The organism is Pseudoalteromonas sp. XI10, assembly GCF_001469895.1.
In the GTDB taxonomy this organism is placed as follows: Bacteria; Pseudomonadota; Gammaproteobacteria; order Enterobacterales; family Alteromonadaceae; genus Pseudoalteromonas.
In genome coordinates, this window is record NZ_LOPY01000052.1 from 272,395 (window position 1) to 293,901 (window position 21,507).

Consider the following 21,507-nt stretch of genomic DNA (forward strand, 5'->3'; position numbering starts at 1 on the left):
ACAGTTATGAGTTATCGATAAAACTAGTTTTAAAGTGCTTTCTGGCTTTGAAAGGTGCTGAAGCAATGATGAAATTTAAAGAAAGTAACAAGATAACTATTAAGATAGTTAGCCAGTTTAAAGCCATCTGAATGAGAGTTGGTGGTTCATAAAAGCCAAAATGCATGAAATCGGCAATTAAAATTTTATTTTTATAAATTAAGCTGTTACAAAAATTGCCAAGTGCAAAAAAAGATACACTAACCAGAAATAGCATAGCAGTTATAGTTGCCACTTTGAGCTTTAAAATATTTACCTTTATATGTTTCGTTAAAAAATATAGAAATACTAAAAACGCAATACTGCTTACAAAGAGCGTGGCACCTAGCCCCAGAGTTAGTAGATTTGAAACCACCCATACTGGCTTTACAGTTATTGGCAAATCATTCGGATTTATGTCGTCAGTCACTAAAAAGATGTAAATAGACATATAAGTCAAAATACTGATTACAGTGATCGGAATATGCCAAAGTAATTCACGCTTTTCTTTTTTACGAGCTGTTTTATGTGCGGTATTTCTCTGTGCAAGTCTTTCTAAAGGGTCCATTCTTTACTTACCTGAGTAATCATTCAAAAAATTTACCTTTGAGAAAGGTGATTTGCAAGTAACCATAGCCATTACTAGTCCTCCTATTTCTCAAAACAATAAAAAAGCGCGACATCAAATGCCGCGCTCTTTTTTCTTGAAGCTTAAAACTTACAGCTTACATCGCTTTAAATCGAATCGCTGTGCCGCCGCTGGTGGCAAGCTTTAACGTTAGCTTATCATCAGCAGTAACAATGCGTTTTTCTACTTTTAAGTCGTAAGGGTTATTTACCCATTCAGCTTTGTCACCGTCACGGTAGATTTGCGCTTCAAACTTTTTACCTTTATCTAAGAAGTCTAACTTCACTTCTAAAGTGCGGGCTTTTTCGTCTGTAACAGCACCTAGATACCAGTCGTTACCTGAGTATTGATCACGCTTGCGTTCTTTACGTGCAAATACAACGTAATCGCCTACTTCACCTTGTAGTGCAATACTTTGTTGCCAATCAGTTGGTACATCCTGAATAAACTGGAATGCATCTGGCTTCGCTAAGTAGTTACGTGGTAAATCTGCCGCCATTTGAATTGGGCTGTACATTACAACATATAGTGCTAATTGCTTTGCTAGGGTCGTTTGTGGGCGGTTGGTATCAGCACCTAAACCGTTAAAGCCCATATCAAAAATACCTGGCGTAAAGTCCATTGGGCCTGCAAGCATACGCGTGAAAGCTAGCATTGGAATATGCTCTGGTGGGTTCGGCGGTGTACCCCATGCGTTAAACTCTTGACCACGGGCACCTTCACGAGCAATCCAGTTAGGGTATGTACGACGTAGGCCGGTATCTTTCACAGGCTCATGCGTGTTGATACTAATTTTATGTTTTGCAGCAAGTTTTACGTTGTGTAGGTATTCATTAACCATGAACTGACCATCGTGCCACTCTTTGCGTACAATACCGTTTTCATCGATGCGCTTGATGTTACCACCGTCAGCGACATAACCTGTTTTAACTTGGCTTACATTTGATTTTTCGTATAACGCAAATGCATCTTCCATTTGGTTACGGTAGTTAGTCACGTTGCCCGAAGTTTCGTGGTGACCAATTAATTGTACGCCTTTTTCTTTGCCGTAACGTGTCAGCTCTTCAATATCAAAGTCGTCATAAGGTTGTGTGAAACTAAATACATCACCGTTATAGAACCAGTCGCCATCCCAGCCAGTATTCCAACCTTCAACTAACACACCATCGAAGCCATATTTAGCAGCGAAGTCCATGTAATATTTAGTGTTTGCAGTAGTTGCACCATGAATTTTACCGCTACCCCAAGTATTTTCATTGATGTGCATACCCCACCAAATACCTACGTATTTACCCGGTTTAACCCAAGATACATCGCCGAGTTTATTTGGTTCGTTTAGGTTTAAGATGATATCTGAGTTGATTAAATCAACGGCTTCATCACCAATTTGAATTGTACGCCAAGGAGTATTAAATGCGCCGTGCTTTTTAACCGCTACACCGTCTGACCAAGGTGTTAAATCGGCTTGGAAAGTACCATCACGACGTTGATTTAAAACCATGCCTGCATAATCAACAAGGGCAGCTTCGTGAATACTGATATGCACACCCTCTTTATTTTTTATAGTAAATGGTGTGTGCACAAGTGCCGCTTTATGAAGTGGGGTAGTGTTATAAACATACTCATAACGGTTCCAACCACGAGCGGGGATCCACCAAGCTGTTGCATCTGATGAGTCTGTAATAGCAAACTCTGTAAGCTCTTTAGTGATTTCTACATCATCATAGCCAGCTTGTTTAGGTAATTCGTATCGAAAGCCGACACCATCATTAAAAGCACGAAAACGTACTGTAAACGTACCACCTTGTGGTTGTGGCTTTTTAAAGGTAACAGCGATCTCGTTATGGTTATCAACTACCGTTTGGCGTTCACCCCAAGGTTGCTCCCAACTGCTTTTTACCGAATCATTGATTTGGCTGCTAATTTTGTAACCTTCGCTCATTGCTGGTTGTTTTTTAAAAACAAGGCCTAACGATGAGTTAGCAATGACTTGTTTACCTGCAAAGCTGATTTCGTAGCTAGGTGTGTGTTGCTCATCTGAGATAGTTACTTTGATCTGCCCATCAGGTGAACTGACGGTTGTGGTTTGTGCTAGGCAAGTACCTGAAAAGGCTGCTAACATTAAGGCAGTTAATCGCATTGTTGTTCCTTGGCGGCTTATGGTTATGGATTGTTGTCATGTATTCACATACATCCTTAAAGCATAAAGTGACTTGCTGGTTAATACGAGAGATCTGCATACGTATTCAACAAAGTGAACGCGGCGATATCCAGCCCAGCACCTAAAAAGGTTTAGCAAAATGACAAGAATAACCCTGTTGCTACTACTATTGTTCAGTCAAAGTTTACTGGCACAGCAGATACAGATAGTTGATAAGCAGAATCAACCAGTCAAAAATGCCGTGGTTTGGCTTAAAGGTTCAAAACAAGTTTCAGCTCTTGATAGTCATTACACTATGAGCCAAAAAAAACGTGCCTTTGTGCCTCATGTGTTGGCAGTGCCACAAGGGGCTAATGTTGAGTTTCCTAACCTTGATTCAATCATGCACCACGTTTATTCATTTTCTAAAACAAAGCAATTTGAGTTAAAGCTTTACCACGATAAACCAGAAAAACCGATTAACTTTGCACAATCAGGGGTTGTTGAGCTTGGCTGTAACATTCATGACTGGATGCTGGGTTACATTGTTGTTGTAGATGGGGGGATTTATGGGCAAACAGATGAACAAGGTATGGTTGAGTTACGCTTACCAGAAGGTAAGTTTACTTTGGCTGTTTGGCATGACCGCTTTAATGATATCAGCACACCAGAAACCATCGATATGACTAACAATACAAAGCTATTGAGCTACCAGCTAAAACAAGCCTTATTACCAAAACTAGAATTAAGCAGTGACGAGTTTGATGATTATGAATAAATGGCAAGCCTTGCTGTTGGCTGGTGTTTTTGGCTTCCCTGCAGTGGCATTTGCCGTGCATGATGGGCAGGTAACCGTAACGGCTGTGCGTGGTGACCAACTGGCGAGCTATCAGCGCAAAGGAATTGGCTTATACCGTTATGACCAAGAGCATGATGGTGTTGTGATATCCCAAGCTATGCTGAGTAGTCGTTTTGAGTTAACGAGTGATTGGTCTGCGCATACAGTGGTTAACGCCCATCCTGATCCTGAACTAACAATCGGTTTTACTCAGGCTTATTTACAATATCAACCGCTCACTGCAAGTCGTTACAAATGGGCTGTTAAAGCGGGTGGCTTTTATCCAAAAATGTCACTTGAAAACCCACAAAGTGGCTGGATGTCACCTTATAACTACACTAACTCTGCAATTAATTCTTGGATTGGCGAAGAGGTACGGGCCTTTGGTTTAGAGGCAAACATCAAGCGTCCAGGTAGAAAATTTAGAAGTAACCATAGTTTTGAAGGCTTTGCTGCGGTTTTTAAAGGTAACGATCCAGCGGGAACACTCTTGTCATGGCGAGGGTTCGCTATGCATGACAGGCAAACCACGTTCAATGAACAAATCGACTTTGCTATTCCACATTCTTTTGAGTGGACGCAGTTAGATAAGCAAGCTGAGTATGTGGAGCCTTTCGAAGAAGTCGATGGGCGCTTTGGTTATTACGTCGGTGCACATTGGGATTATCAAAAAAAATCGCAATTACGTGTTTATTATTATGACAACAATGGCGATCCAGGTGCGTTGAATACCCGTACTGGTCAATATGCGTGGGATACACGTTTTTTAAGCGCGGCATGGTTGTATAAGTTTAATAAGCAAACCCGCATTATTGTACAGATCCTTGATGGTAAAACAGCGATGGGTACAAATCGTGGGGTAGACAATGATTTTTATAGTCATTTTGTTCTATTAAGTCACAAGTTGGACCAGCATCGTCTCACAATTAGGTATGATTATTTTAAGGTTAGCGATCATGATGATTGGCAATTCGATCCTAACCAAAGTCGTGGAGAAGCTTTAACCGCAAGTTGGCGTTATCAACTGTCGACCAAGTGGCAAGTAGGTGCTGAATATTCAGTGCTGAGCAGTGACGCTCAAAATAGACCCGGTATGGGATTTAATGAGCATAACTCGCAGCAGCAATTGCAACTTTCAGCGAGTTGGCACTTTTAATTTCATACACTTTTTTAGTTTTTCTACTAACATTCTAATGAACGTGCTGATTAGAATTTGAATTAGGATAATGTATGAAGTTACAAAGCATTCGCGTCAAAAGTTCTTTGCCTATTGTGCTACTTGGCATTGCTATCGTCATTTTAATTGCCGGCTATACCTATCTAATTAACCTTCAAAAAGAAGCGATTGATGCACAGTCTGAACGTTTCTTAAATGCGGTTTCTGTTGTTGTTAATGCTGACCGAGATTTATACCAAGCCAAAGTAGCAGAGCTGCACCTGGTTACCCAAATGAAAGGGGATAAAGGCCAACTTACTGATCATCAAGAAAATGCCGAGCAGGTTAAAGACCGTTTCAAGCAATATTTATCTTATATGTCGCCATACTCTGAGGTGACTGGTCAGTTTCGTAATTTTGATAGCGCATTTGACGCTTGGTATGCAGCATCAACAGCTCATATTAATAACCCAGCAAATGCTTCACAAAAACAAGCGTCTGAGCAAAGTTTTTCGGCACTACGTGATATTTTAGATAAAGCCGGAGAAGCGGCAGACAAAACCTCTCAAGCAGAAACAGAAAAGCTGATGGATAAAGTAATGGGCTTTAAAGTGATGCTTATGGTGATGATTGCAGTGGTTTTAGCTGTTGCTGGTTGGTTTAGTTATTTTGTGCCGCGACAGCTTACAAAACAAATTAACTTTGTCACAGAGCGGATTAACGAGATAGCCTCTGGAGATGGTGATTTAACAGGTCGTATCAATGTTAAAACGCAAGATGAATTTGCCGAGTTAGCAACCGCATTTAATCGTTTTTTAGATAATCTGCAGCAGTTAATCAAAGATATTTTAGAGCAAGCGAAAGAGCTACATAATCTAGGTAACGATTTAGATAACTTTGCTAATCAAAACCATCAAGTTAACCAAAAGCTTAGTCAAGCTTCTGAGTCGATAGTCAGTGCTGTCCACGAAATGAGTGTAGCAAGTCGCGAAGTAGCGAATGTGGCGCAAAACTCATCTCATGAAGCTGATAATTCACAGCAGCTAGCTAAACAAGGGTTAGCTGCGGTTGATAATTCAAGCCGTAAAATTAATGCCCTGTCAGACAATATGGAGCATGCTAGCCAGCGTTCAACTGAGTTGCAACAAAACTCAGACAACATTGCCAAAGTGCTTGAAGTTATTCGTGCTATTGCTGATCAAACTAACTTACTTGCACTGAATGCGGCAATTGAAGCGGCCCGTGCCGGAGAGCAAGGGCGAGGTTTTGCGGTGGTTGCTGATGAGGTTCGCACCCTTGCAACTCGCACGCAAGAGAGTACTAATGACATTCAAACTATGGTTGAGCAGTTTGCATCAAGCGTTGAGCAGTCACTGCAAGCTATTAACAGTGGTAAGCGTTATGCAGATGAAGCAGTTGAGTCATTCACACAAACCAATGATGTGCTCAACTCAATGCAAGAGTCATCAGTTAAGGTAAATGATATGGCGATGCAGACAGCGCAAGCGACTGAAGAGCAAACCGCTGTGGCAGATGAAATTAGCCAAAATTTATCAGACTTAAATGACCAAACCCAACAAGGGGGCGGCTTAGCAAGTTCAACACAAGAAGTAGCTAATCGCATGAACCAACTAACTAATGAGCTAAATCAATTAGTGAATCGATTTAAAGTCTAGTTAAAGCCAACAAAAAAGGGCTCAATGAGCCCTTTTTTACATCTAGCTAAAACGCTTACTTTTTCTCAAAAGCACGCTTCATATAATTTGGTGTCGCTAATGCGCCGTAGTGAATACCTGCATTGTAGTATTCTGTGCTTTGCGCAAGTGTATTTGCATCATTTTCACGAAACCCTGCGAATGCTTCTGATTTACGAGCAAGGGTTACTGACCATAAGCCACTTGGGTAAATTGGCTGTGGGAAAGGCAACGTTTGTAGGTCAACAAAACCCACTTCTGTCATTGCATCACGCATTTCTACTAATAGTGGCATATGCATTAGTGGTGATTCACTTTGCTGAATTAAGATGCCACCAGGGCGAAGTGCAGTTAAACAGCTAGTATAGAAAGCGTGGTTGAATAAACCTTCGCCCGGGCCAACTGGATCTGTACCATCAACAATAACCACATCGATTGATTCTGGCGCGGCTTCACGCATGTACTTTATGCCGTCGTCAAACATCACTGTTGCACGAGGATCTTGGTTTGATTCACACAACTCAGGGAAGTACTTAAGTGACATTTGCGTCACGACTTCGTCGATATCAATTTGCGTTACGCTTTCAACACTTGGGTGTTTTAAAACTTCGCGTAAAGTACCGCAGTCACCACCACCAATGATCACAACATTTTTTGGATTTGGATGTGCAAGCAATGCCGGATGGCTGATCATCTCGTGATAGAAAAAGTTTTCACGGCTACTTACCATAGTACAACCGTCAATAATCATCAGATTACCGAAGTCAGTTGTTTCGTACATTTCTACTTTTTGAAATGGCGATTGCTGTTCATCAAGCTTTTTAGTAATGCGTAATGAAAAGGCACTACCATCACGGTCACTAATTTCAGTGAACCAGTTGTTTTGATCTAAATTAGCCATCTTGCTTATACACTTTTGGTTAATGGTAAAAAAGGGGGGCAATTTTGCCAGTGCTTGACCAATTGCTCAATCAAATTTTAATCAGTATAGCGAATATTTTTTATCACTTTGGCATATAGCGCAATTTTTGTTAGCGTGGTCAGCCCTAGCGTATTAAAATGTGCGTTTATATCTATTGAAATTACAGAAGACATTGCCATGACTTGGGGTTTAGACAAAGCACGCGATACATACAATGTTGCTCACTGGAGTGACGGTTACTTTGACATTAACGCACAAGGTGAGCTGGTGGCTTACCCTGATGGCGATCAAACTAAAGCTGCGGTGTCTTTATCTGAACTAACAGAGCAATTCAAAAAGCAAGGTCTTACTTTACCTGTACTGGTACGCTTTACCGACATTCTACAAAATCGTGTTGATACACTAACGAGTGCTTTTACCAAAGCCTGTAATGCCCGTGAATACCAAGGTAGTTATACCTGTGTTTACCCAATCAAGGTTAATCAGCAGCGCTCTGTGGTCAGTAAATTACTTGCTCATCCAAGCGGTTTAGTGGGCCTTGAAGCAGGCTCAAAACCTGAGCTTATGGCGATTTTAGGTGTAGCACAAGAGCCAATTACCATTGTTTGTAATGGCTACAAAGACAGTGAATTTTTGCGCTTGGCCTGTATCGGTCAAGGTATGGGTCATAAGGTTCATATTGTTGTTGAAAAACTCTCTGAACTAACCACCTTGTTGGCTGAAATTGATGACTTAGGTCTTGAGCCATCAATCGGTATTCGCATTCGCTTAAACTCGGTAGGCAAAGGTAAATGGCAAAACACCGGTGGTGAAAAAGGCAAATTTGGTTTAACTGCAGGCCAAGTACTTTCTGCGGTTGAGCTACTTAAGTCACGTAATAAACTTCATTTAATGCAACTTGTGCATTTCCATATAGGCTCTCAAATTGCCAATATCCGTGATATTCATCGAGCACTGCGAGAATGTGCTCGCCATTTTGCAGAGTTAACACAGTTAGGCGTACCACTTAATACAGTTGATGTTGGTGGTGGCTTAGGTGTTGATTACGAAGGCTCTGGTTCACGTAGTTCATGTTCAATGAACTACAGTGTTGATGAATATGCACGTAATGTAGTGAATGCATTTGCTGAAGTGTGCCAACAACATGATCTTAAGCACCCAGCCATTATTACTGAATCAGGCCGTGCGTTAACAGCGCACCACGCAGTATTAATTACAGATGTTATTGATGTTGAGCGTGCACCTAACCATGCGAATCCAACTGCACCAGATGTAGGCAGCGTATTAGTGCTCGATGAAATGTGGCAGTGCTTACAGCGTTTAACGCCGCGCATGGCATTAGAAATTTATCATGATGCAATGCACCTATTCAGTGAAGCCCATGACCAATATGTGCATGGCTTGCTCACCATGCTTGAGTGGGCGAAGCTAGAGCAGCTTTATTTTACTATTTTACACCGCGTTCGTGCATCCCTCAGCGAGAATGCCCGTGCCCACCGTGAAGTGTTAGACGATCTAAACGAAAAGCTGGCCGATAAGCTATTCGTTAATTTCTCATTATTCCAATCACTGCCAGATGTTTGGGGTATTCAGCAGTTATTCCCTGTGATGCCTGTTGAAAACCTTCATCAGCCATTAACGCAACGCGCTATTATTCAAGACATTACCTGTGACTCTGATGGACAAATTCGTAACTATGTTGAAGGTACAGGTATTGAGAGTAGTTTACCTATTCCTGAGTACAAGCAAGGTCAGCAATACCACATTGCCATGTTCTTAGTGGGCGCGTATCAAGAAATTTTAGGTGATTTACATAACCTGTTCGGCGACACAGATTCAGTGCATGTTGAGCTTACTGAAGCGGGTTATCAGCTGACTAACGCAATTAAAGGTGACAGCGTTAAGGACGTATTAAAGTTTGTTGATTATGATAGCGACATTCTTGCTGAAAACTTTGCAAAACGGGTTAACTCACTGGCAATTGATGAGCAATTTAAGGCACAATATTTGTCAGAACTAAATGCAGGCCTTGCTGGCTATACGTATTTTGAAGATTAAGCATTAAAGGAATAAGTAGTAATGTCCATGATCCGTTGTGTGTTCAGTTTTATATTTTACACCCTCAATACACTTTTTTGGTTTGTGCCCATCTTTATTTGTGGCGTGATTAAACTGATCCCAATTAAGCCTCTACAAAAAGCAATGAGTTGGATAGCTAAGCAATGCGCCACTATGTGGGTGAGTTGCAACAGCATCAACCAAAACATATTTGCTTCATATAAGCTAAACGTGATAGGTCTTGAGCAACTAAAAGCGAAAGACTGGTACTTGGTGATCGCAAATCATCAAAGCTGGGTAGATATCGTTGTAATGCAACGCGTGTTTAATCGCCGCATACCGTTTTTAAACTTTTTCTTGAAAAAAGAGCTAATCTACGTTCCTTTTTTAGGTCTTGCTTGGTGGGCATTGGATTTCCCATTTATGACTCGCACGAGTAAAGCCCAGTTAAAGAAAAACCCTAAATTGCGTGGTAAAGACTTAGAAACCACGCGCAAAGCTTGTGAAAAATTCAAAGAAATGCCAGTAAGTATCGTTAACTTTGTTGAAGGTACGCGTTTTACACCGCAAAAGCACTCGCGTCAAAATAGTCCTTTTGAACACTTATTAAAGCCAAAAGCGGGTGGTGTTGCGTTTGTTATGCAAGCAATGGGTGAGCAAATTTCCAAAGTGGTTAATGTCACTATTCATTACCCTGGTGGTATTCCTAGTTTTGTGGATTTTGCCAGTGGACGTGTAAAAGAAGTCGAAGTGCGAGTAGAAGTGATGGAAGTAAGCCCTAATTTAATCGGTGATTACACTGGTGATGCTGAGTTTAGAGTTAACTTTCAAGCTGAATTAAACCGCATTTGGAATGAAAAAAACCAGCAGCTAGCCGAGTTAGAAGCAAAAACGCAGTAGTATTGCTAACGCAGTCGAGAGCACACTTATGTTAAAGAAATTTTTACCAAATTGGTTAACAGGCGTTCTAGTTAGCATTGTCTTGTTTGCTAATGTAATCATTTGGGGCACGATTGTGCTGCTGTTTGGTGTGCTTAAATTAATACTGCCATTTAAAGTGGTTAGCGACATTCTTCATGTGGCTTATCGCGGTTGGTGTAAAGGTAACCGCTTAGCTTTGTGGTTAGGTTGCCCCACAATAGATGTTGATATTAAAGGCAAAGTCAGTACAGATGGTTGGTACTTACTTATCTCTAATCATATGAGTTGGCTAGACATTGTTGTTCTAAGTGCGATTGATGTTTTACCCGCGCCAAAGTTCTTTTTAAAAGATGAGCTGAAGTATGTGCCATTCATTGGCACCGGCGCGTGGGCCATGGGTATGCCTTTCATGAAACGTGTTAGCAAAGCACAGCTGGCAAAAAATCCTAAGCTGAAAGGTCTCGATGTTGAGCGCACTAAGCGCAGTTGCCGCGACTTTCGTAATCACCCGACAACCATTATCAACTTTGTTGAAGGTACGCGCTTTACGTGCCAAAAACACAAAAAACAAAATAGTCCGTTTACTTATCTTTTAAAACCTAAAGCGGGCGGTATTGCATTTGCCCTTGAGGTGTTAGGCGAACAGTTTGATGCATTATTAAATACCTCGATTATTTACCAAGGCGAGGGCGACCATATTTGCCGTAATCTGATGCGTGGCCGCCTTAATGTGATCAAAGTTGAAATGCACGTACAAGCAATTAGCGCAGAGATGATTGGTGATTACCAGCATGACCGCGCATTTAGAACGGCTTTTCAACAACATATTAATGAGTTATGGTTGCAAAAAGACGCTCAGCTACTAACTTATCATCAAGCCCAACAAGCTGAGTACCTTGCCAATATCAATAAAGAGGTTGAAGCGCCATGAAGCAAACTCACCTGCAAGAGCTGGTGATGCCTTGGTTTGAATCAATGCCAGACGCGGCGCTGTTAAGTGCATTAACGGCTACAGCGATTGGCGTTGGCTCATTACTATTAATTTATATGTTTACCCGTCGACTGCTGCTGCCGGGTATTCAAAAGGTTGTTACACGTCTGTCTCCAGAGCGCATAGGTGCGCTTACTCCAATGCTCAATAAACTGAATCGTCGTTTTGCGGGTATATTGTGCTGTGTACTGTATTTGGCAACCTTTGATTATGTTTACCCAGTTCATGATGTCGCTGCGTTGGTACTTAAAACCGTAGGCCAAGTTGCATTGATCATTTATGGTGGCTTCATTTTAAGTAGTGTGGTGAGCATTGCTGGTGGCATTTATAACCAACTTGATTTTGCCCGCGATATTCCGATTCAGGGTTTGATCCAAGTTGTAAAACTTATCACTTTTATGGTTTGCGCCATTCTCATTGTGAGCATTTTGCTAGAGAAGTCACCAACTTATATTCTCTCTGGCTTTGGTGCGATAGCGGCGGTGACCTTACTCGTATTTAAAGATACCATTTTGGGATTTGTCGCCAGTATTCAAATTGCAGCTAATCGATTAGTGACCTATGGTGATTGGATCCAAGTGGATAGCTATGGCGCGGATGGCGAGGTTATCGACCTTGGCTTAAATACGGTAAAAGTACGTAACTGGGATAACACTATCACAACCATTCCGACTTATATGCTGGTTGCTGGGTCATTTAAAAACTGGCGTGGCATGCAAGAGTCGGGTGGTCGTCGTATCAAGCGTGCTTTAAACATTGATATGAACAGTATTCGTTTGGTTGATGATGCGTTTCGAGAGCAAATTGATGCTGCTATTCCACTTAACGACTATATTCGCGTTTCAAGCTTGCCCGATCCGGTGACAAACCTTGGTTTGTTTCGTCGTTATGCTGAAGGTTACTTAAAACAACACGAAAAAATTAATCGTGATTTGACCTTAATGGTGCGTGAGCTACAACCGATGAATCATGGCTTACCTATTGAGTTTTACTGCTTTAGTGAAGATAAGCGCTGGATTTCATACGAGCACTTGCAAGCAGAGATTATGGATCATTTACTTGCTGTGCTACCAATCTTTGGACTCAGACCATATCAAAGTGTTACTGGGCAGTTAAGTACAAGCGAAGCTCAAACAGGGCTAAAACCAAGTATCAAGGTTGCTAACCCTGTGCGCGAAAAAACTTAAAACTGACTAACTAGCACGCTCAGTGCAATAAAGCCTAACAATAGCCACCAAATAGGTGGCTTTGCCATTCTTAGCCACGTAAATGCTGCAATGACTAAAGCTACTTGCCACAAATTTTGCACTGCCGATTGCCAAATAGGTGAATAAAGGGCGGCAGCTAAAAAGCCCACTACAGCGGCATTTAACGCTGCAATACTGCCCGCAAAGCGAGGCTTATCAGCCAGCTGTAGCCAGCTTTTCATAAAGGCTAACATCAATAAAAAGCCCGGTAAGAAAATCATGATGGTCGCAACAATCGCACCTATAAGTGGTGTATTCGGCGACACTTGTGCGCCTAAGTATGTGGCGATAGTGAACATCGGTCCAGGTATGGCCTGAGCACTGGCATAAGCAGATAAAAACTGCTCGGTTTCAAGGCTCGGCACGCCAGCTTGTAAAATGGGTAACACAACGTGGCCGCCACCAAAGACCATAGCACCAGTTTGGTAAAATGGGGCAAACAAAGAAAACCCTTCGCCTAAAGGCAAAAAGCTAATTAGTAACAAGACGGTAAATAAACAAAGCGGTAACCAAGCAATTTTCACAGGTTCATGTTCTTGGTTCTCTGGCAGTTTAAGCTGAGGATAAAACCAACCTATGGCTGCAGCTGCAATCAGCACTATAATTTGACTTGATAACTGTGAGAAAACAATCAGTGCAATCGTGCTCAATACCGCGATAAGCTTGTGTAAGTGGTTTTTGCAAAAGCTCATTGCCATACTGTAGGTCGCATCGGCAACAATCACCACAGCGAAGAGTTTAAGCCCGGCAATGACCGCAAAGTAAATATCACCAAACTGGTGAGCGCTAAGAGCCAAAAAAAACATAATCAAAAATGAGGGCAGGGTAAAACCAATAAAAGCACATAGGCCGCCTAATATGCCCCCTTTTTCAACCCCCATTGCAAAGCTAACTTGGCTTGAACCAGGGCCTGGTAATGCTTGGCTTAGGCTAATCAATTGCGCATAGCGCTCAGCAGTGAGCCATTTTAAATTATCAACAAAGTGGCGCTTAAAATAACCAAGGTGTGCCGCAGGACCGCCAAAGCTCATACAGCCTAATAAAAAGAATTGTTTAAAGATGATAAATAACATTACTTTTACCGTTACAGGGTGATTGTTTCTATTATGACAAAATTGTATGACATTTTTGTGGTTTTTATGACACAAGGCCGTCTACAATATAGAGAACGAGTGAACGTAGTTATGAGTATCACTATGAAACGCTATATTACCAGTTTATTGTTATTACTTTGCAGCAGCTTTGCACTTGCAACCTCTTTTGAGAAAGTTGTGGTGGCTGTTGATCATGCGCCTCCTTATGGCATGGTCTCTGAAGATGGTAGAGTCAGTGGCGCAATAGTGGATATTATGCGTGAAATTCAGCGTACCTTACCAATCAAGCTTGAATATGTCGCTTGCCCGTTTTCTCGTTGTTTAAAAATGCTCGAGCAGAATGAGCTAGATGTGATGGGCGGGCTTATTCGCACAGAAGCGCGCGAGCAAAAAATACAGTTTCTTACCCCGCCGTATATGATGCTGTCATCTTCTTTCGTGTTTTATGCAAAAGCTGATAGCGAACTTAAAATAAATAACTACCAAGACCTAGTCGGGAAGCGCATTGCGGTAATGCGAGGTGCTGCGCATTTTCCTCGTTTTGATAACGATAAAACACTCACTAAAGTTGAAGCCTTAAGCGAACATAATGCGTTTGACATGTTACTAAAAGACCGTGTTGAACTGGTAATTGCTGTTGAGGAAACAGCTGACCACGCCTCAGTATTTTTGCAGCGGCCTTCACAAGAAATTGTAAAAATGCCTTATCGCTATAAAGATGTTATTTATGGTCACATTGCCCTAAGTAAACAGTTTGCAAGCTCGGGTTTAGCCGAAAAAATTCAAGACCGCCTCAATACGTTAGTCCTCAATGGCCGTTTAACAGAATTGGTCAAAAGTTATAACTTACCTCCGGTTACTGCTGTAGCAATCGATAAGTAACCCATTCTTCATAGTTTGTTCATAGACGTTCATTCATAATTGTTAACAATTCAATTTGAATAATTGCCATGGAGAGACACATGACTTTTACAAAATCAGTTTTAACAGTGGGCGTATTAGCCGTTCTATTAACAGGTTGTGAGACAACGAATACAGGTAAAGGCGCTGCGATTGGTGCTGCTACAGGTGCAGTACTAGGTAAAGCAACGGGTGACCATGACGATAAACGTATCTTCATTGGTGCGGCTATTGGTGCATTAGCGGGTGCTGCCGTTGGCGATTATATGGATAAGCAAGAAGAAGCATTTCGCGATGAGCTTGCAGGTTCAGGTGTTGAAGTGGTTCGTGAAGGCGACAATATTCGTCTAGTGATGCCATCAAATATTACTTTTGCAACTGACCAATCTTATATTTCGTCTGGCTTTCATAGCACCCTAGATGCGATTGCTAAGGTAATGAATAAATACGAAAAAACCTACTTAAGCGTTGAAGGTCATACCGACAGCACAGGTAAAGATAGCTACAATATGACGTTATCTCAACAACGTGCGCAAAGCGTAAAAGATTACTTAGTTAATCATCAGATTATGTCTGCGCGTATCAGCACTCGAGGCTATGGTGAAACACGCCCTGTAGCGAGCAATGACTCAGCAAATGGCCGAGCTTTAAACCGCCGCGTAGAAATTCAGATCGTACCGAATACACAAGGTTAGATTTTATATCTAGATTTGTGGTCAGGTTTGATATGCCCTTTCAAACCTGACATTTCCCTTCTTAATCTCGATTAAACTGTAATTCGCACAATTGTTTATACAATGGGTTAGTTTCAAACAATTGCTGATGCGTACCCGTTGCAATAATTTCCCCTTTATCCATCACGACAATTACATCGGCGTGTTTAACTGTTGCTAAACGATGGGCAATAATCAGTGTTGTTCTGTCTTTCATTAGATGCTCAAGGGCAGCTTGTACATGAAACTCACTTTGTGCGTCGAGTGCACTGGTTGCTTCATCAAGCAATAAAATGGCAGGGTCTTTTAATATTGCACGCGCTAGTACTATGCGTTGTTTTTGCCCACCTGAGAGCCTAACACCTTGCTCACCTAAAAAGCTGTGATAACCATCTGGTAGTTGCTTAATAAACTCATCGGCATGGGCATATTTAGCCGCAGCATATACTTGCTCGTCGCTGGCGCTTGGGTTGCCATAGCGAATGTTATGCATTACATCAGAGCTAAATAAAATTGGGTTTTGTGCCACCATGCCCATTTGCTGGCGTAAGCAATCAAGAGAGAGTGCTTTTATGTCTATTCCTGCCAGCGAAATACTCCCAGAGCTTGGGTCATAAAAGCGCTGTAGTAACTCAAACAATGTTGTCTTACCAGCGCCTGATGGGCCAACGATTGCAACAGTTTGCCCTTGTTTTACTTGTAAATTAAGCGCATTTAAAGCGGCTTTATCTGGCCTTGAAGGGTAATGAAAAGAAACATCATTAAACTGAATAGCAGGGTGATTAAGCTTGTTTTCCTCAAGTTGTGCATCATGATTTGTATCTGGGCTTTTGATCATGCTTTTAACGGCGAGCAGCTCTAACAATCGTGCAGCTGCACCTGCTGCTCTTTGCAACTCACCGTACACTTCGGCAACGGTTGCTACAGACATCGCCACCATAATCGCATAGAACACAAAAGCACCGAGCTCACCACCAGTCATGGTGCCAGCTAATACGTCGCTGCCACCGACCCACAGCATCACGCTAATGGCACTAAAGGTCAGAAATATAACTGCTGCAATCAAAAACGAGCGCTGTTTGATACGGCTCTTCGCTACTTGAAACGCCTTGTTGGTTTCTTCGCTAAATGCGGCTTTTTCACGTTCTTCGTGACTATAACTTTGCACTACTTTAATATTTTGAATGATCTCACCAGCATAGGTGCTGATATCGGCAATGGCATCTTGGCTTGAGCTAGCCAGCTTTCTCACTTTTCGGCCAAAAATCATCATCGGCAGTAGTACTACGGGCACGCAGGCAACAACCACAAGAGTTAGCTTTAGGTTGGTGATAAGTAGCATAGCCAAGCCACCAATCAGCATTAAGCTACTGCGTAATGCCATCGAAAAAGAGGAGCCAATGATAGATTGCAACAAGGTGGTGTCGGTGGTTAGTCGCGACATCAGCTCGCCGCTGCGGTTTTCTTCAAAGTAGCTGGGGTGTAATGTAACGATGCGATCAAACACGGCTTTACGGATATCGTTACTGACTCGCTCACCAATCCACGACATTAAATAAAAGCGACAAAAAGTACCTACAGCCAATAAGCTTATTAAACCAATCAATACCATCACCGCTTGTTGAAGCTGAGCTTGTGAGCCCGCAATAAAGCCATGGTCGATAACAAATTTAACGCCTTGTCCGAGTGACAAGTTAACACCGGCCGTAAGCAGCAAGGCGCCTAGGGCTGCAAACACCATCCATTTATAGGGTTTTATAAAAGCTAAAATCGGTAACAGGCTACTAAATGCGGCCTTTTCTTTATTGTTAGACATGCTAGATTCTTGTTGGTGAATAGGGTATAGATATGGTTATCAATGCTCTAAAAATCAACAGTTATTAAGGGATTAGTATGGAATCTACAACGATCAGTGGTCAATTCACCGTAAAGTTAAACCCAATTGGCGGCTATGCCACAGGGCAAGATGGCGTAAATTTGGGACGCATGTCGATTGATAAACAGTTTTCAGGTCCATTAGAGGCTACAAGCCAAGGCGAAATGCTCAGTGCCATGACTGCAACTCAGGGCAGTGCAGGTTATGTAGCGATTGAACAGGTCGTCGGTAGCTTAGAGGGTAAGCAAGGCAGTTTTGTACTACAACATTTTGGCACTATGGATAAAGGGGCTGACCGATTGATTTTAGAAGTGGTGCCTGACTCTGGCGCAGGAGAGCTTGAAGGTCTTTCTGGTAAAATGGCAATTCGAATTGAATCGGGTATTCATCATTATGACTTTGAATACCAACTGATGGACTAACATGCAAAAAGTAGTTGAGTTTAAAAAGAAGCGCTTTTTCGGCGGCATCGATATTGATGCATTAAATCAACGGGTGTTCGAATTAGGCCAAGCTGGCTGGCAAGTGAAAACCATCACCACTGCCACTGGGGTTTATGGTCAGATAACATCTGTTTTATTACTAATTGAGAATAACGAATAATGACACTAACTGAGTGGTTGAGTTTAGTTTTAATTTGCGTGATGGGGGCAATGTCGCCGGGGCCGAGTTTAGCTGTGGTTTTAAAACACAGTTTACATGGTGGTATGAAGAACGGCATGTTAGCGGCGTTGAGCCACGGTATTGGGGTTGGCTTTTATGCGTGTGCCTCGTTACTAGGTTTAGGTGCGCTGATGACTCAGTTACCAACGCTTTATCAAGTGCTGGTCTATGGCGGTGCAGCCTATCTCGCATATTTGGGTATTCGTATTCTGTTAGCTAAACCTAGCTCGCAAGCACTGAATGTTGAGCAAACTAAGCCGAGCCCTCGCAGCGCGCTGCAAGACGGCTTTGCCATTGCCTTTTTAAACCCAAAACTTGCGGTGTTCTTTTTAGCGTTGTTTTCGCAATTTATTGACCCTGAGAACCTGACTTTGCAAGTTGGTTTAATCATGTGTTTAACGGTATTTGTGCTTGATACAGGCTGGTACCTACTTGTTGCACTGTTAACCGAAATATCAAAAAAGCGTTTTGGTTTCACCAAGACAAATCCATGGCTCGAAAAATTGCTAGGGGTGATCTTTATTGCCTTAGCTGTTCGCGTTGTTATTACCCTATAAATCCCTCTATATTGCGATTACATCACTAATAAAAAAGGGTTGTGATCGCTGCTCTCCCCAGCAAGCTCCTATTGCATACGTATTCATCACACAATATTTACCTTTTGGTTACACTTTATTGGTTGTTTTTTGACAACAACAATAACCACAAATACAACACCTCCAACGACAACAGGGTGGAAATCCAATGGGGAAATTCAAGCTAAGTGCGCTTATGCTGGCTTTAGTGGCAGCAAATAGTGCAATAGCGGCGACGGAAGAAGAACGCACATCAGCAAAGGAAATCGATCCTGAGCTAGAAGTAATCGAAGTGCGCGGCTTTAGTCGCAGCTTAATTCAATCATTAAATCAAAAACGCTTTAGCGACACTGTCTCTGAGCAACTATCAGCTGATGACTTAGGGGCATTACCTGATGTGTCTATGGCAGATGCATTAACACGTCTACCGGGGATCTCGGCGGTACGTACCGGTGGCCAAGCTGCCGAAATCAACATTCGCGGTTTATCTGGTGGATTTGTTTTTTCGACATTAAATGGTCGAGAGCAAGTATCTACTAGTGGTAGTCGCAGTATTGAGTTTGACCAATATCCGTCAGAGTTAATCAGTTCCGCGGCGGTCTACAAGTCGCCAAAAGCATCACTTATTGAAGGGGGCGTAGCAGGTACGGTAGAGCTACAAACAGCCAGCCCATTGGATAATGACCAGCAACACAAATTTACTGCGAATGTGCGTGGTATGTATAACGACCGTGCTTCAGAGGTATTTGATGCCACGGAGTATGGCGACCGTATTAGCTTTTCTTACCAAGGCAAGTTTCTTGACGATACGCTAGGTGTCGCACTGGGTTACGCGCGCTTATTCCAACCAAGTGTGGCGACTCAGTTTATCGGTTTAGCATATAACGGTAATAAAGATGTTGATGGGCTAGCAAATGATACCGATGGCCCTGCTGATAACCCTGCTAATGAATACATCAGTGAAGGTTTTGAGCTTCAGCACTTAGGTGGTGAAGAAACCCGTAATGGTTATTTAACCTCAATTGAATGGGTGCCAGCCGATAACTTTAAACTAAAAGGTGATGCGTTTTTATCGCGTTTTGATAGCGAATCATTTGCCCGTGGTTTTCGGGTTAAGTTTGGTGGTCCGTCTGCGGTGTATGCTAACCCAGTGCTTGACGGTAATGCGGTGATTGGTGGTGCGATTAACCGCACATCAAATAGCTTTACCCGTGTTGAAATCGTTAATGATGATAACCAAGACTTTGATGAAGTAGACAGCTACGGCATTAATGCCGATTGGCAAGTTACTGAGCGTTTAAACGTCAATGCTGACGTGTCGCTATCACGTGCGAAAAGTAATTTCCGCAATGGTTTACTTTGGGCATTGGTAGCAGAAGATGCCACCGTTGAGAACCCTGTGTTCGATACCAATGTATCGCTTAACTATCAATTGAACGGCTTAAACTTACCTGATGTAGGTTTTAACCAAGCCGACGCATTTAGCGATATTGACCGAGTTATGGTCAGTAAATACGGTATTTACCCGTATGAAAATGAAGATGAAGTAAAAGCATTTCGACTCGATTTTAAGTATGAGTTAGAGAGTAACTGGTTTAGCTCAATTGAATTTGGTGCGCGTTATTCAGACCGTGAGTACAGCAATAATCGCTCTGTATTTGAATACGGTAACGATGGTGCATTTTCTTCGACTCAACCACCGCTTCGTCTTACCGATGACATGACCACCGTAGTTGATTGGCAAGGTGAGTTTAGTTATTTCCCATCATATTTAGCGATAGATTTAGATAAAGCACTCAACGCATGGTTTCCTGATGGGACTCCGCAGCCTGTACAGACCTGGGGTAACGCCGATGGTGTTGTGGATTTAGATGGTGATGGTGAGCCAGATGCGCAAGGCTATACCACTAACTACTCATGGACCATGTTACAAAGTGGTTCAGTGTATGAAGAAGTAGTGTCAGCCTATCTGATGCTTAACATTGATACTGAAATTGGCACTCTACCCGTTACAGGTAATATTGGTATTCGCCGAGTAGATACCGATCAGTCAGCGACGGTACTCGAAAACGTCGGTGGCGACCCACAACTCGGTGCGCAGTATATTGTTGATGACAATGGCATTGTTAACGACCTTTATGCACCAAGCGTGTTAGGCATTAAATACACTGACTACCTGCCTTCATTAAATCTGAACTTTAAAGTCAGTGACGCGACACAAATTCGTTTTGCTGCGGCAAAAGTGATGGCCCGTGCTCCGATTAACCGTTTAGCGGGTGATGCCAGTGCATCGGTTAACAATGACGGCGAAATTAACGGTTCAAGTACTAATAACCCATTCTTAAAACCTTTCTATGCTGATCAATACGATATCTCCTACGAGCAATACTTTGAAGACACCGATGGTGCACTGGTTGTTGCTGCGTTTTATAAGAATATCGACTCATTCATAGATACGGTAGCCATCGAGAACTTTGACTTTAAGGGTAATGGTTTTAACGTACCAGAATACATTGTTGACCCTGTCAGCGGTGAGCAAATCGAAACCACAAATGGGGTGTACACAACTGCGGTTAACAACGCCAAGGGCGGTTATATTCGTGGTATTGAGCTTGCCTATACGCAAGTTTTCTCTTTCTTACCCTCACCGTTTGAAGGCCTAGGTATTAACGCCAGTTACTCATATACCGAGAGTGAAGTGCAATCTATTACCGATTTAGGTGGTGATTCTGTGTCGCAAGACTTGCCTGGCCTTTCAAACAATGTCTTTAACGGCACACTTTTTTACAGCTATGAAAACTTTGAGACACGTTTGAATGTGCGTTATCGCGATGATTTCGTTTCAGAGCAAGTTGCTGTCAATGAGCAAGTGGTGAATTTTGATGCAGAAACGGTTGTCGATTTCCAAACGTCGTATCAGTTCACAGATTCATTCGGCATGTTATTACAAGTGAATAACTTAACCGATGAACCAACACAAAGCTACTTTGGAACAACCAGTAAAACAGGCACCACGCAATTCTTTGGTCGTCAGTTTTATCTAGGTTTTACCTATAACCATTGATCAGTAAGT

Annotated in this window: 18 protein-coding genes; 13 read left to right on the forward strand and 5 right to left on the reverse strand. The window is 42.3% G+C overall.

Annotated elements, in window-relative coordinates:
• Window positions 1-4: 4 nt before the first annotated feature.
• Window positions 5-586, reverse strand: a complete 582-nt coding sequence (locus tag AUR67_RS17005; protein WP_058586154.1) for a hypothetical protein — start codon at window positions 584-586, stop codon at window positions 5-7.
• Between the two features lie 157 nt (window positions 587-743).
• On the reverse strand, window positions 744-2,786 hold the full coding sequence (locus AUR67_RS17010) for a glycoside hydrolase family 97 protein (RefSeq protein WP_058586155.1): 2,043 nt from the start codon (window positions 2,784-2,786) through the stop codon (window positions 744-746).
• 160 nt (window positions 2,787-2,946) lie between these two features.
• Here AUR67_RS17010 and AUR67_RS17015 point away from each other — a divergent pair, with 160 nt between their 5' ends.
• From AUR67_RS17015 to AUR67_RS17025, 3 genes are all read left to right on the forward strand, one after another.
• Window positions 2,947-3,564 (forward strand): methylamine utilization protein, encoded by a 618-nt coding sequence (locus AUR67_RS17015; protein WP_058586156.1) that lies wholly within the window; start codon window positions 2,947-2,949, stop codon window positions 3,562-3,564.
• Entirely contained in the window at window positions 3,557-4,780 is a 1,224-nt protein-coding gene (locus AUR67_RS17020; protein ID WP_414858342.1) for a hypothetical protein, read from the forward strand. The genes AUR67_RS17015 and AUR67_RS17020 overlap by 8 nt, the downstream gene beginning before the upstream one ends.
• 74 nt (window positions 4,781-4,854) lie before the next feature.
• Window positions 4,855-6,456: a methyl-accepting chemotaxis protein gene (locus tag AUR67_RS17025; RefSeq protein ID WP_058586158.1), complete on the forward strand. Its 1,602-nt coding sequence runs from the start codon at window positions 4,855-4,857 to the stop codon at window positions 6,454-6,456.
• Between the two features lie 55 nt (window positions 6,457-6,511).
• Here AUR67_RS17025 and speE read toward each other — a convergent pair whose 3' ends face one another.
• Complete coding sequence (gene speE / locus AUR67_RS17030; protein ID WP_058586159.1) at window positions 6,512-7,375, reverse strand: polyamine aminopropyltransferase; 864 nt, start codon at window positions 7,373-7,375, stop codon at window positions 6,512-6,514.
• A 198-nt stretch (window positions 7,376-7,573) separates the two neighbouring features.
• On the opposite strand from speE, the gene speA reads away from it, so the two are divergent.
• Genes speA through AUR67_RS17050 form a run of 4 tightly spaced genes read left to right on the forward strand, consistent with a single transcriptional unit; the run spans window position 7,574 to window position 12,553 of the window.
• Window positions 7,574-9,454 carry a biosynthetic arginine decarboxylase gene (gene speA, locus AUR67_RS17035; protein ID WP_058586197.1) on the forward strand — a complete coding sequence of 627 codons (1,881 nt, stop codon included), beginning with the start codon at window positions 7,574-7,576 and terminating at the stop codon, window positions 9,452-9,454.
• A gap of 21 nt (window positions 9,455-9,475) precedes the next feature.
• Window positions 9,476-10,354, forward strand: coding sequence for an acyltransferase (locus AUR67_RS17040; protein WP_058586160.1), 879 nt, complete (start codon window positions 9,476-9,478; stop codon window positions 10,352-10,354).
• Between the two features lie 28 nt (window positions 10,355-10,382).
• A complete protein-coding gene (locus tag AUR67_RS17045; protein WP_058586161.1) occupies window positions 10,383-11,306 on the forward strand; it encodes an acetyltransferase in 924 nt (307 codons plus the stop codon).
• The gene (locus tag AUR67_RS17050; RefSeq protein WP_058586162.1) at window positions 11,303-12,553 is read left to right on the forward strand and encodes a mechanosensitive ion channel family protein; all 1,251 of its coding nucleotides are present in this window, start codon (window positions 11,303-11,305) and stop codon (window positions 12,551-12,553) included. The genes AUR67_RS17045 and AUR67_RS17050 overlap by 4 nt, the downstream gene beginning before the upstream one ends.
• Here the strand turns inward: AUR67_RS17050 and chrA are convergent.
• Entirely contained in the window at window positions 12,550-13,686 is a 1,137-nt protein-coding gene (chrA, locus tag AUR67_RS17055) for a chromate efflux transporter (protein ID WP_058586163.1), read from the reverse strand. The genes AUR67_RS17050 and chrA overlap by 4 nt on opposite strands.
• A 33-nt stretch (window positions 13,687-13,719) precedes the next feature.
• Here chrA and AUR67_RS17060 point away from each other — a divergent pair, with 33 nt between their 5' ends.
• Together AUR67_RS17060 and AUR67_RS17065 are read left to right on the forward strand one after the other, a co-directional pair.
• On the forward strand, window positions 13,720-14,589 hold the full coding sequence (locus tag AUR67_RS17060) for a substrate-binding periplasmic protein (protein WP_082665664.1): 870 nt from the start codon (window positions 13,720-13,722) through the stop codon (window positions 14,587-14,589).
• An 80-nt stretch (window positions 14,590-14,669) separates the two neighbouring features.
• Window positions 14,670-15,302, forward strand: coding sequence for an OmpA family protein (locus tag AUR67_RS17065; RefSeq protein WP_054562840.1), 633 nt, complete (start codon window positions 14,670-14,672; stop codon window positions 15,300-15,302).
• A 61-nt stretch (window positions 15,303-15,363) separates the two neighbouring features.
• Here the strand turns inward: AUR67_RS17065 and AUR67_RS17070 are convergent, their stop codons facing one another.
• Window positions 15,364-17,136 carry an ABC transporter transmembrane domain-containing protein gene (locus AUR67_RS17070; RefSeq protein WP_058586165.1) on the reverse strand — a complete coding sequence of 591 codons (1,773 nt, stop codon included), beginning with the start codon at window positions 17,134-17,136 and terminating at the stop codon, window positions 15,364-15,366.
• Window positions 17,137-17,213: 77 nt separating this feature from the next.
• On the opposite strand from AUR67_RS17070, the gene AUR67_RS17075 reads away from it, so the two are divergent.
• From AUR67_RS17075 to AUR67_RS17090, 4 genes are all read left to right on the forward strand, one after another.
• The gene (locus AUR67_RS17075; RefSeq protein WP_058586166.1) at window positions 17,214-17,618 is read left to right on the forward strand and encodes a DUF3224 domain-containing protein; all 405 of its coding nucleotides are present in this window, start codon (window positions 17,214-17,216) and stop codon (window positions 17,616-17,618) included.
• A 1-nt stretch (window position 17,619) separates the two neighbouring features.
• Window positions 17,620-17,799, forward strand: coding sequence for a DUF4177 domain-containing protein (locus tag AUR67_RS17080; RefSeq protein ID WP_054554414.1), 180 nt, complete (start codon window positions 17,620-17,622; stop codon window positions 17,797-17,799).
• Entirely contained in the window at window positions 17,799-18,416 is a 618-nt protein-coding gene (locus tag AUR67_RS17085; RefSeq protein ID WP_058586167.1) for a LysE family translocator, read from the forward strand. Before AUR67_RS17080 ends, AUR67_RS17085 begins: the two co-directional genes overlap by 1 nt.
• A gap of 187 nt (window positions 18,417-18,603) precedes the next feature.
• Window positions 18,604-21,498: a TonB-dependent receptor gene (locus AUR67_RS17090; RefSeq protein WP_058586168.1), complete on the forward strand. Its 2,895-nt coding sequence runs from the start codon at window positions 18,604-18,606 to the stop codon at window positions 21,496-21,498.
• The last annotated feature ends 9 nt before the right edge of the window (window positions 21,499-21,507 follow it).

Excerpts from the sequence above, each read along its gene's own strand:
- AUR67_RS17065 (WP_054562840.1), top strand. The coding sequence starts at position 14,670 with ATGACTTTTACAAAATCAGTTTTAACAGTGGGCGTATTAGCCGTTCTA.
- AUR67_RS17080 (WP_054554414.1), top strand. The coding sequence starts at position 17,620 with ATGCAAAAAGTAGTTGAGTTTAAAAAGAAGCGCTTTTTCGGCGGCATC.
- speA (WP_058586197.1), top strand. The coding sequence starts at position 7,574 with ATGACTTGGGGTTTAGACAAAGCACGCGATACATACAATGTTGCTCAC.
- AUR67_RS17045 (WP_058586161.1), top strand. The coding sequence starts at position 10,383 with ATGTTAAAGAAATTTTTACCAAATTGGTTAACAGGCGTTCTAGTTAGC.
- chrA (WP_058586163.1), bottom strand. The coding sequence starts at position 13,686 with ATGTTATTTATCATCTTTAAACAATTCTTTTTATTAGGCTGTATGAGC.
- AUR67_RS17025 (WP_058586158.1), top strand. The coding sequence starts at position 4,855 with ATGAAGTTACAAAGCATTCGCGTCAAAAGTTCTTTGCCTATTGTGCTA.
- AUR67_RS17085 (WP_058586167.1), top strand. The coding sequence starts at position 17,799 with ATGACACTAACTGAGTGGTTGAGTTTAGTTTTAATTTGCGTGATGGGG.
- AUR67_RS17020 (WP_414858342.1), top strand. The coding sequence starts at position 3,557 with ATGAATAAATGGCAAGCCTTGCTGTTGGCTGGTGTTTTTGGCTTCCCT.
- AUR67_RS17050 (WP_058586162.1), top strand. The coding sequence starts at position 11,303 with ATGAAGCAAACTCACCTGCAAGAGCTGGTGATGCCTTGGTTTGAATCA.
- AUR67_RS17090 (WP_058586168.1), top strand. The coding sequence starts at position 18,604 with ATGGGGAAATTCAAGCTAAGTGCGCTTATGCTGGCTTTAGTGGCAGCA.
- AUR67_RS17015 (WP_058586156.1), top strand. The coding sequence starts at position 2,947 with ATGACAAGAATAACCCTGTTGCTACTACTATTGTTCAGTCAAAGTTTA.
- AUR67_RS17010 (WP_058586155.1), bottom strand. The coding sequence starts at position 2,786 with ATGCGATTAACTGCCTTAATGTTAGCAGCCTTTTCAGGTACTTGCCTA.
- speE (WP_058586159.1), bottom strand. The coding sequence starts at position 7,375 with ATGGCTAATTTAGATCAAAACAACTGGTTCACTGAAATTAGTGACCGT.
- AUR67_RS17040 (WP_058586160.1), top strand. The coding sequence starts at position 9,476 with ATGTCCATGATCCGTTGTGTGTTCAGTTTTATATTTTACACCCTCAAT.
- AUR67_RS17075 (WP_058586166.1), top strand. The coding sequence starts at position 17,214 with ATGGAATCTACAACGATCAGTGGTCAATTCACCGTAAAGTTAAACCCA.
- AUR67_RS17005 (WP_058586154.1), bottom strand. The coding sequence starts at position 586 with ATGGACCCTTTAGAAAGACTTGCACAGAGAAATACCGCACATAAAACA.
- AUR67_RS17070 (WP_058586165.1), bottom strand. The coding sequence starts at position 17,136 with ATGTCTAACAATAAAGAAAAGGCCGCATTTAGTAGCCTGTTACCGATT.
- AUR67_RS17060 (WP_082665664.1), top strand. The coding sequence starts at position 13,720 with ATGACAAAATTGTATGACATTTTTGTGGTTTTTATGACACAAGGCCGT.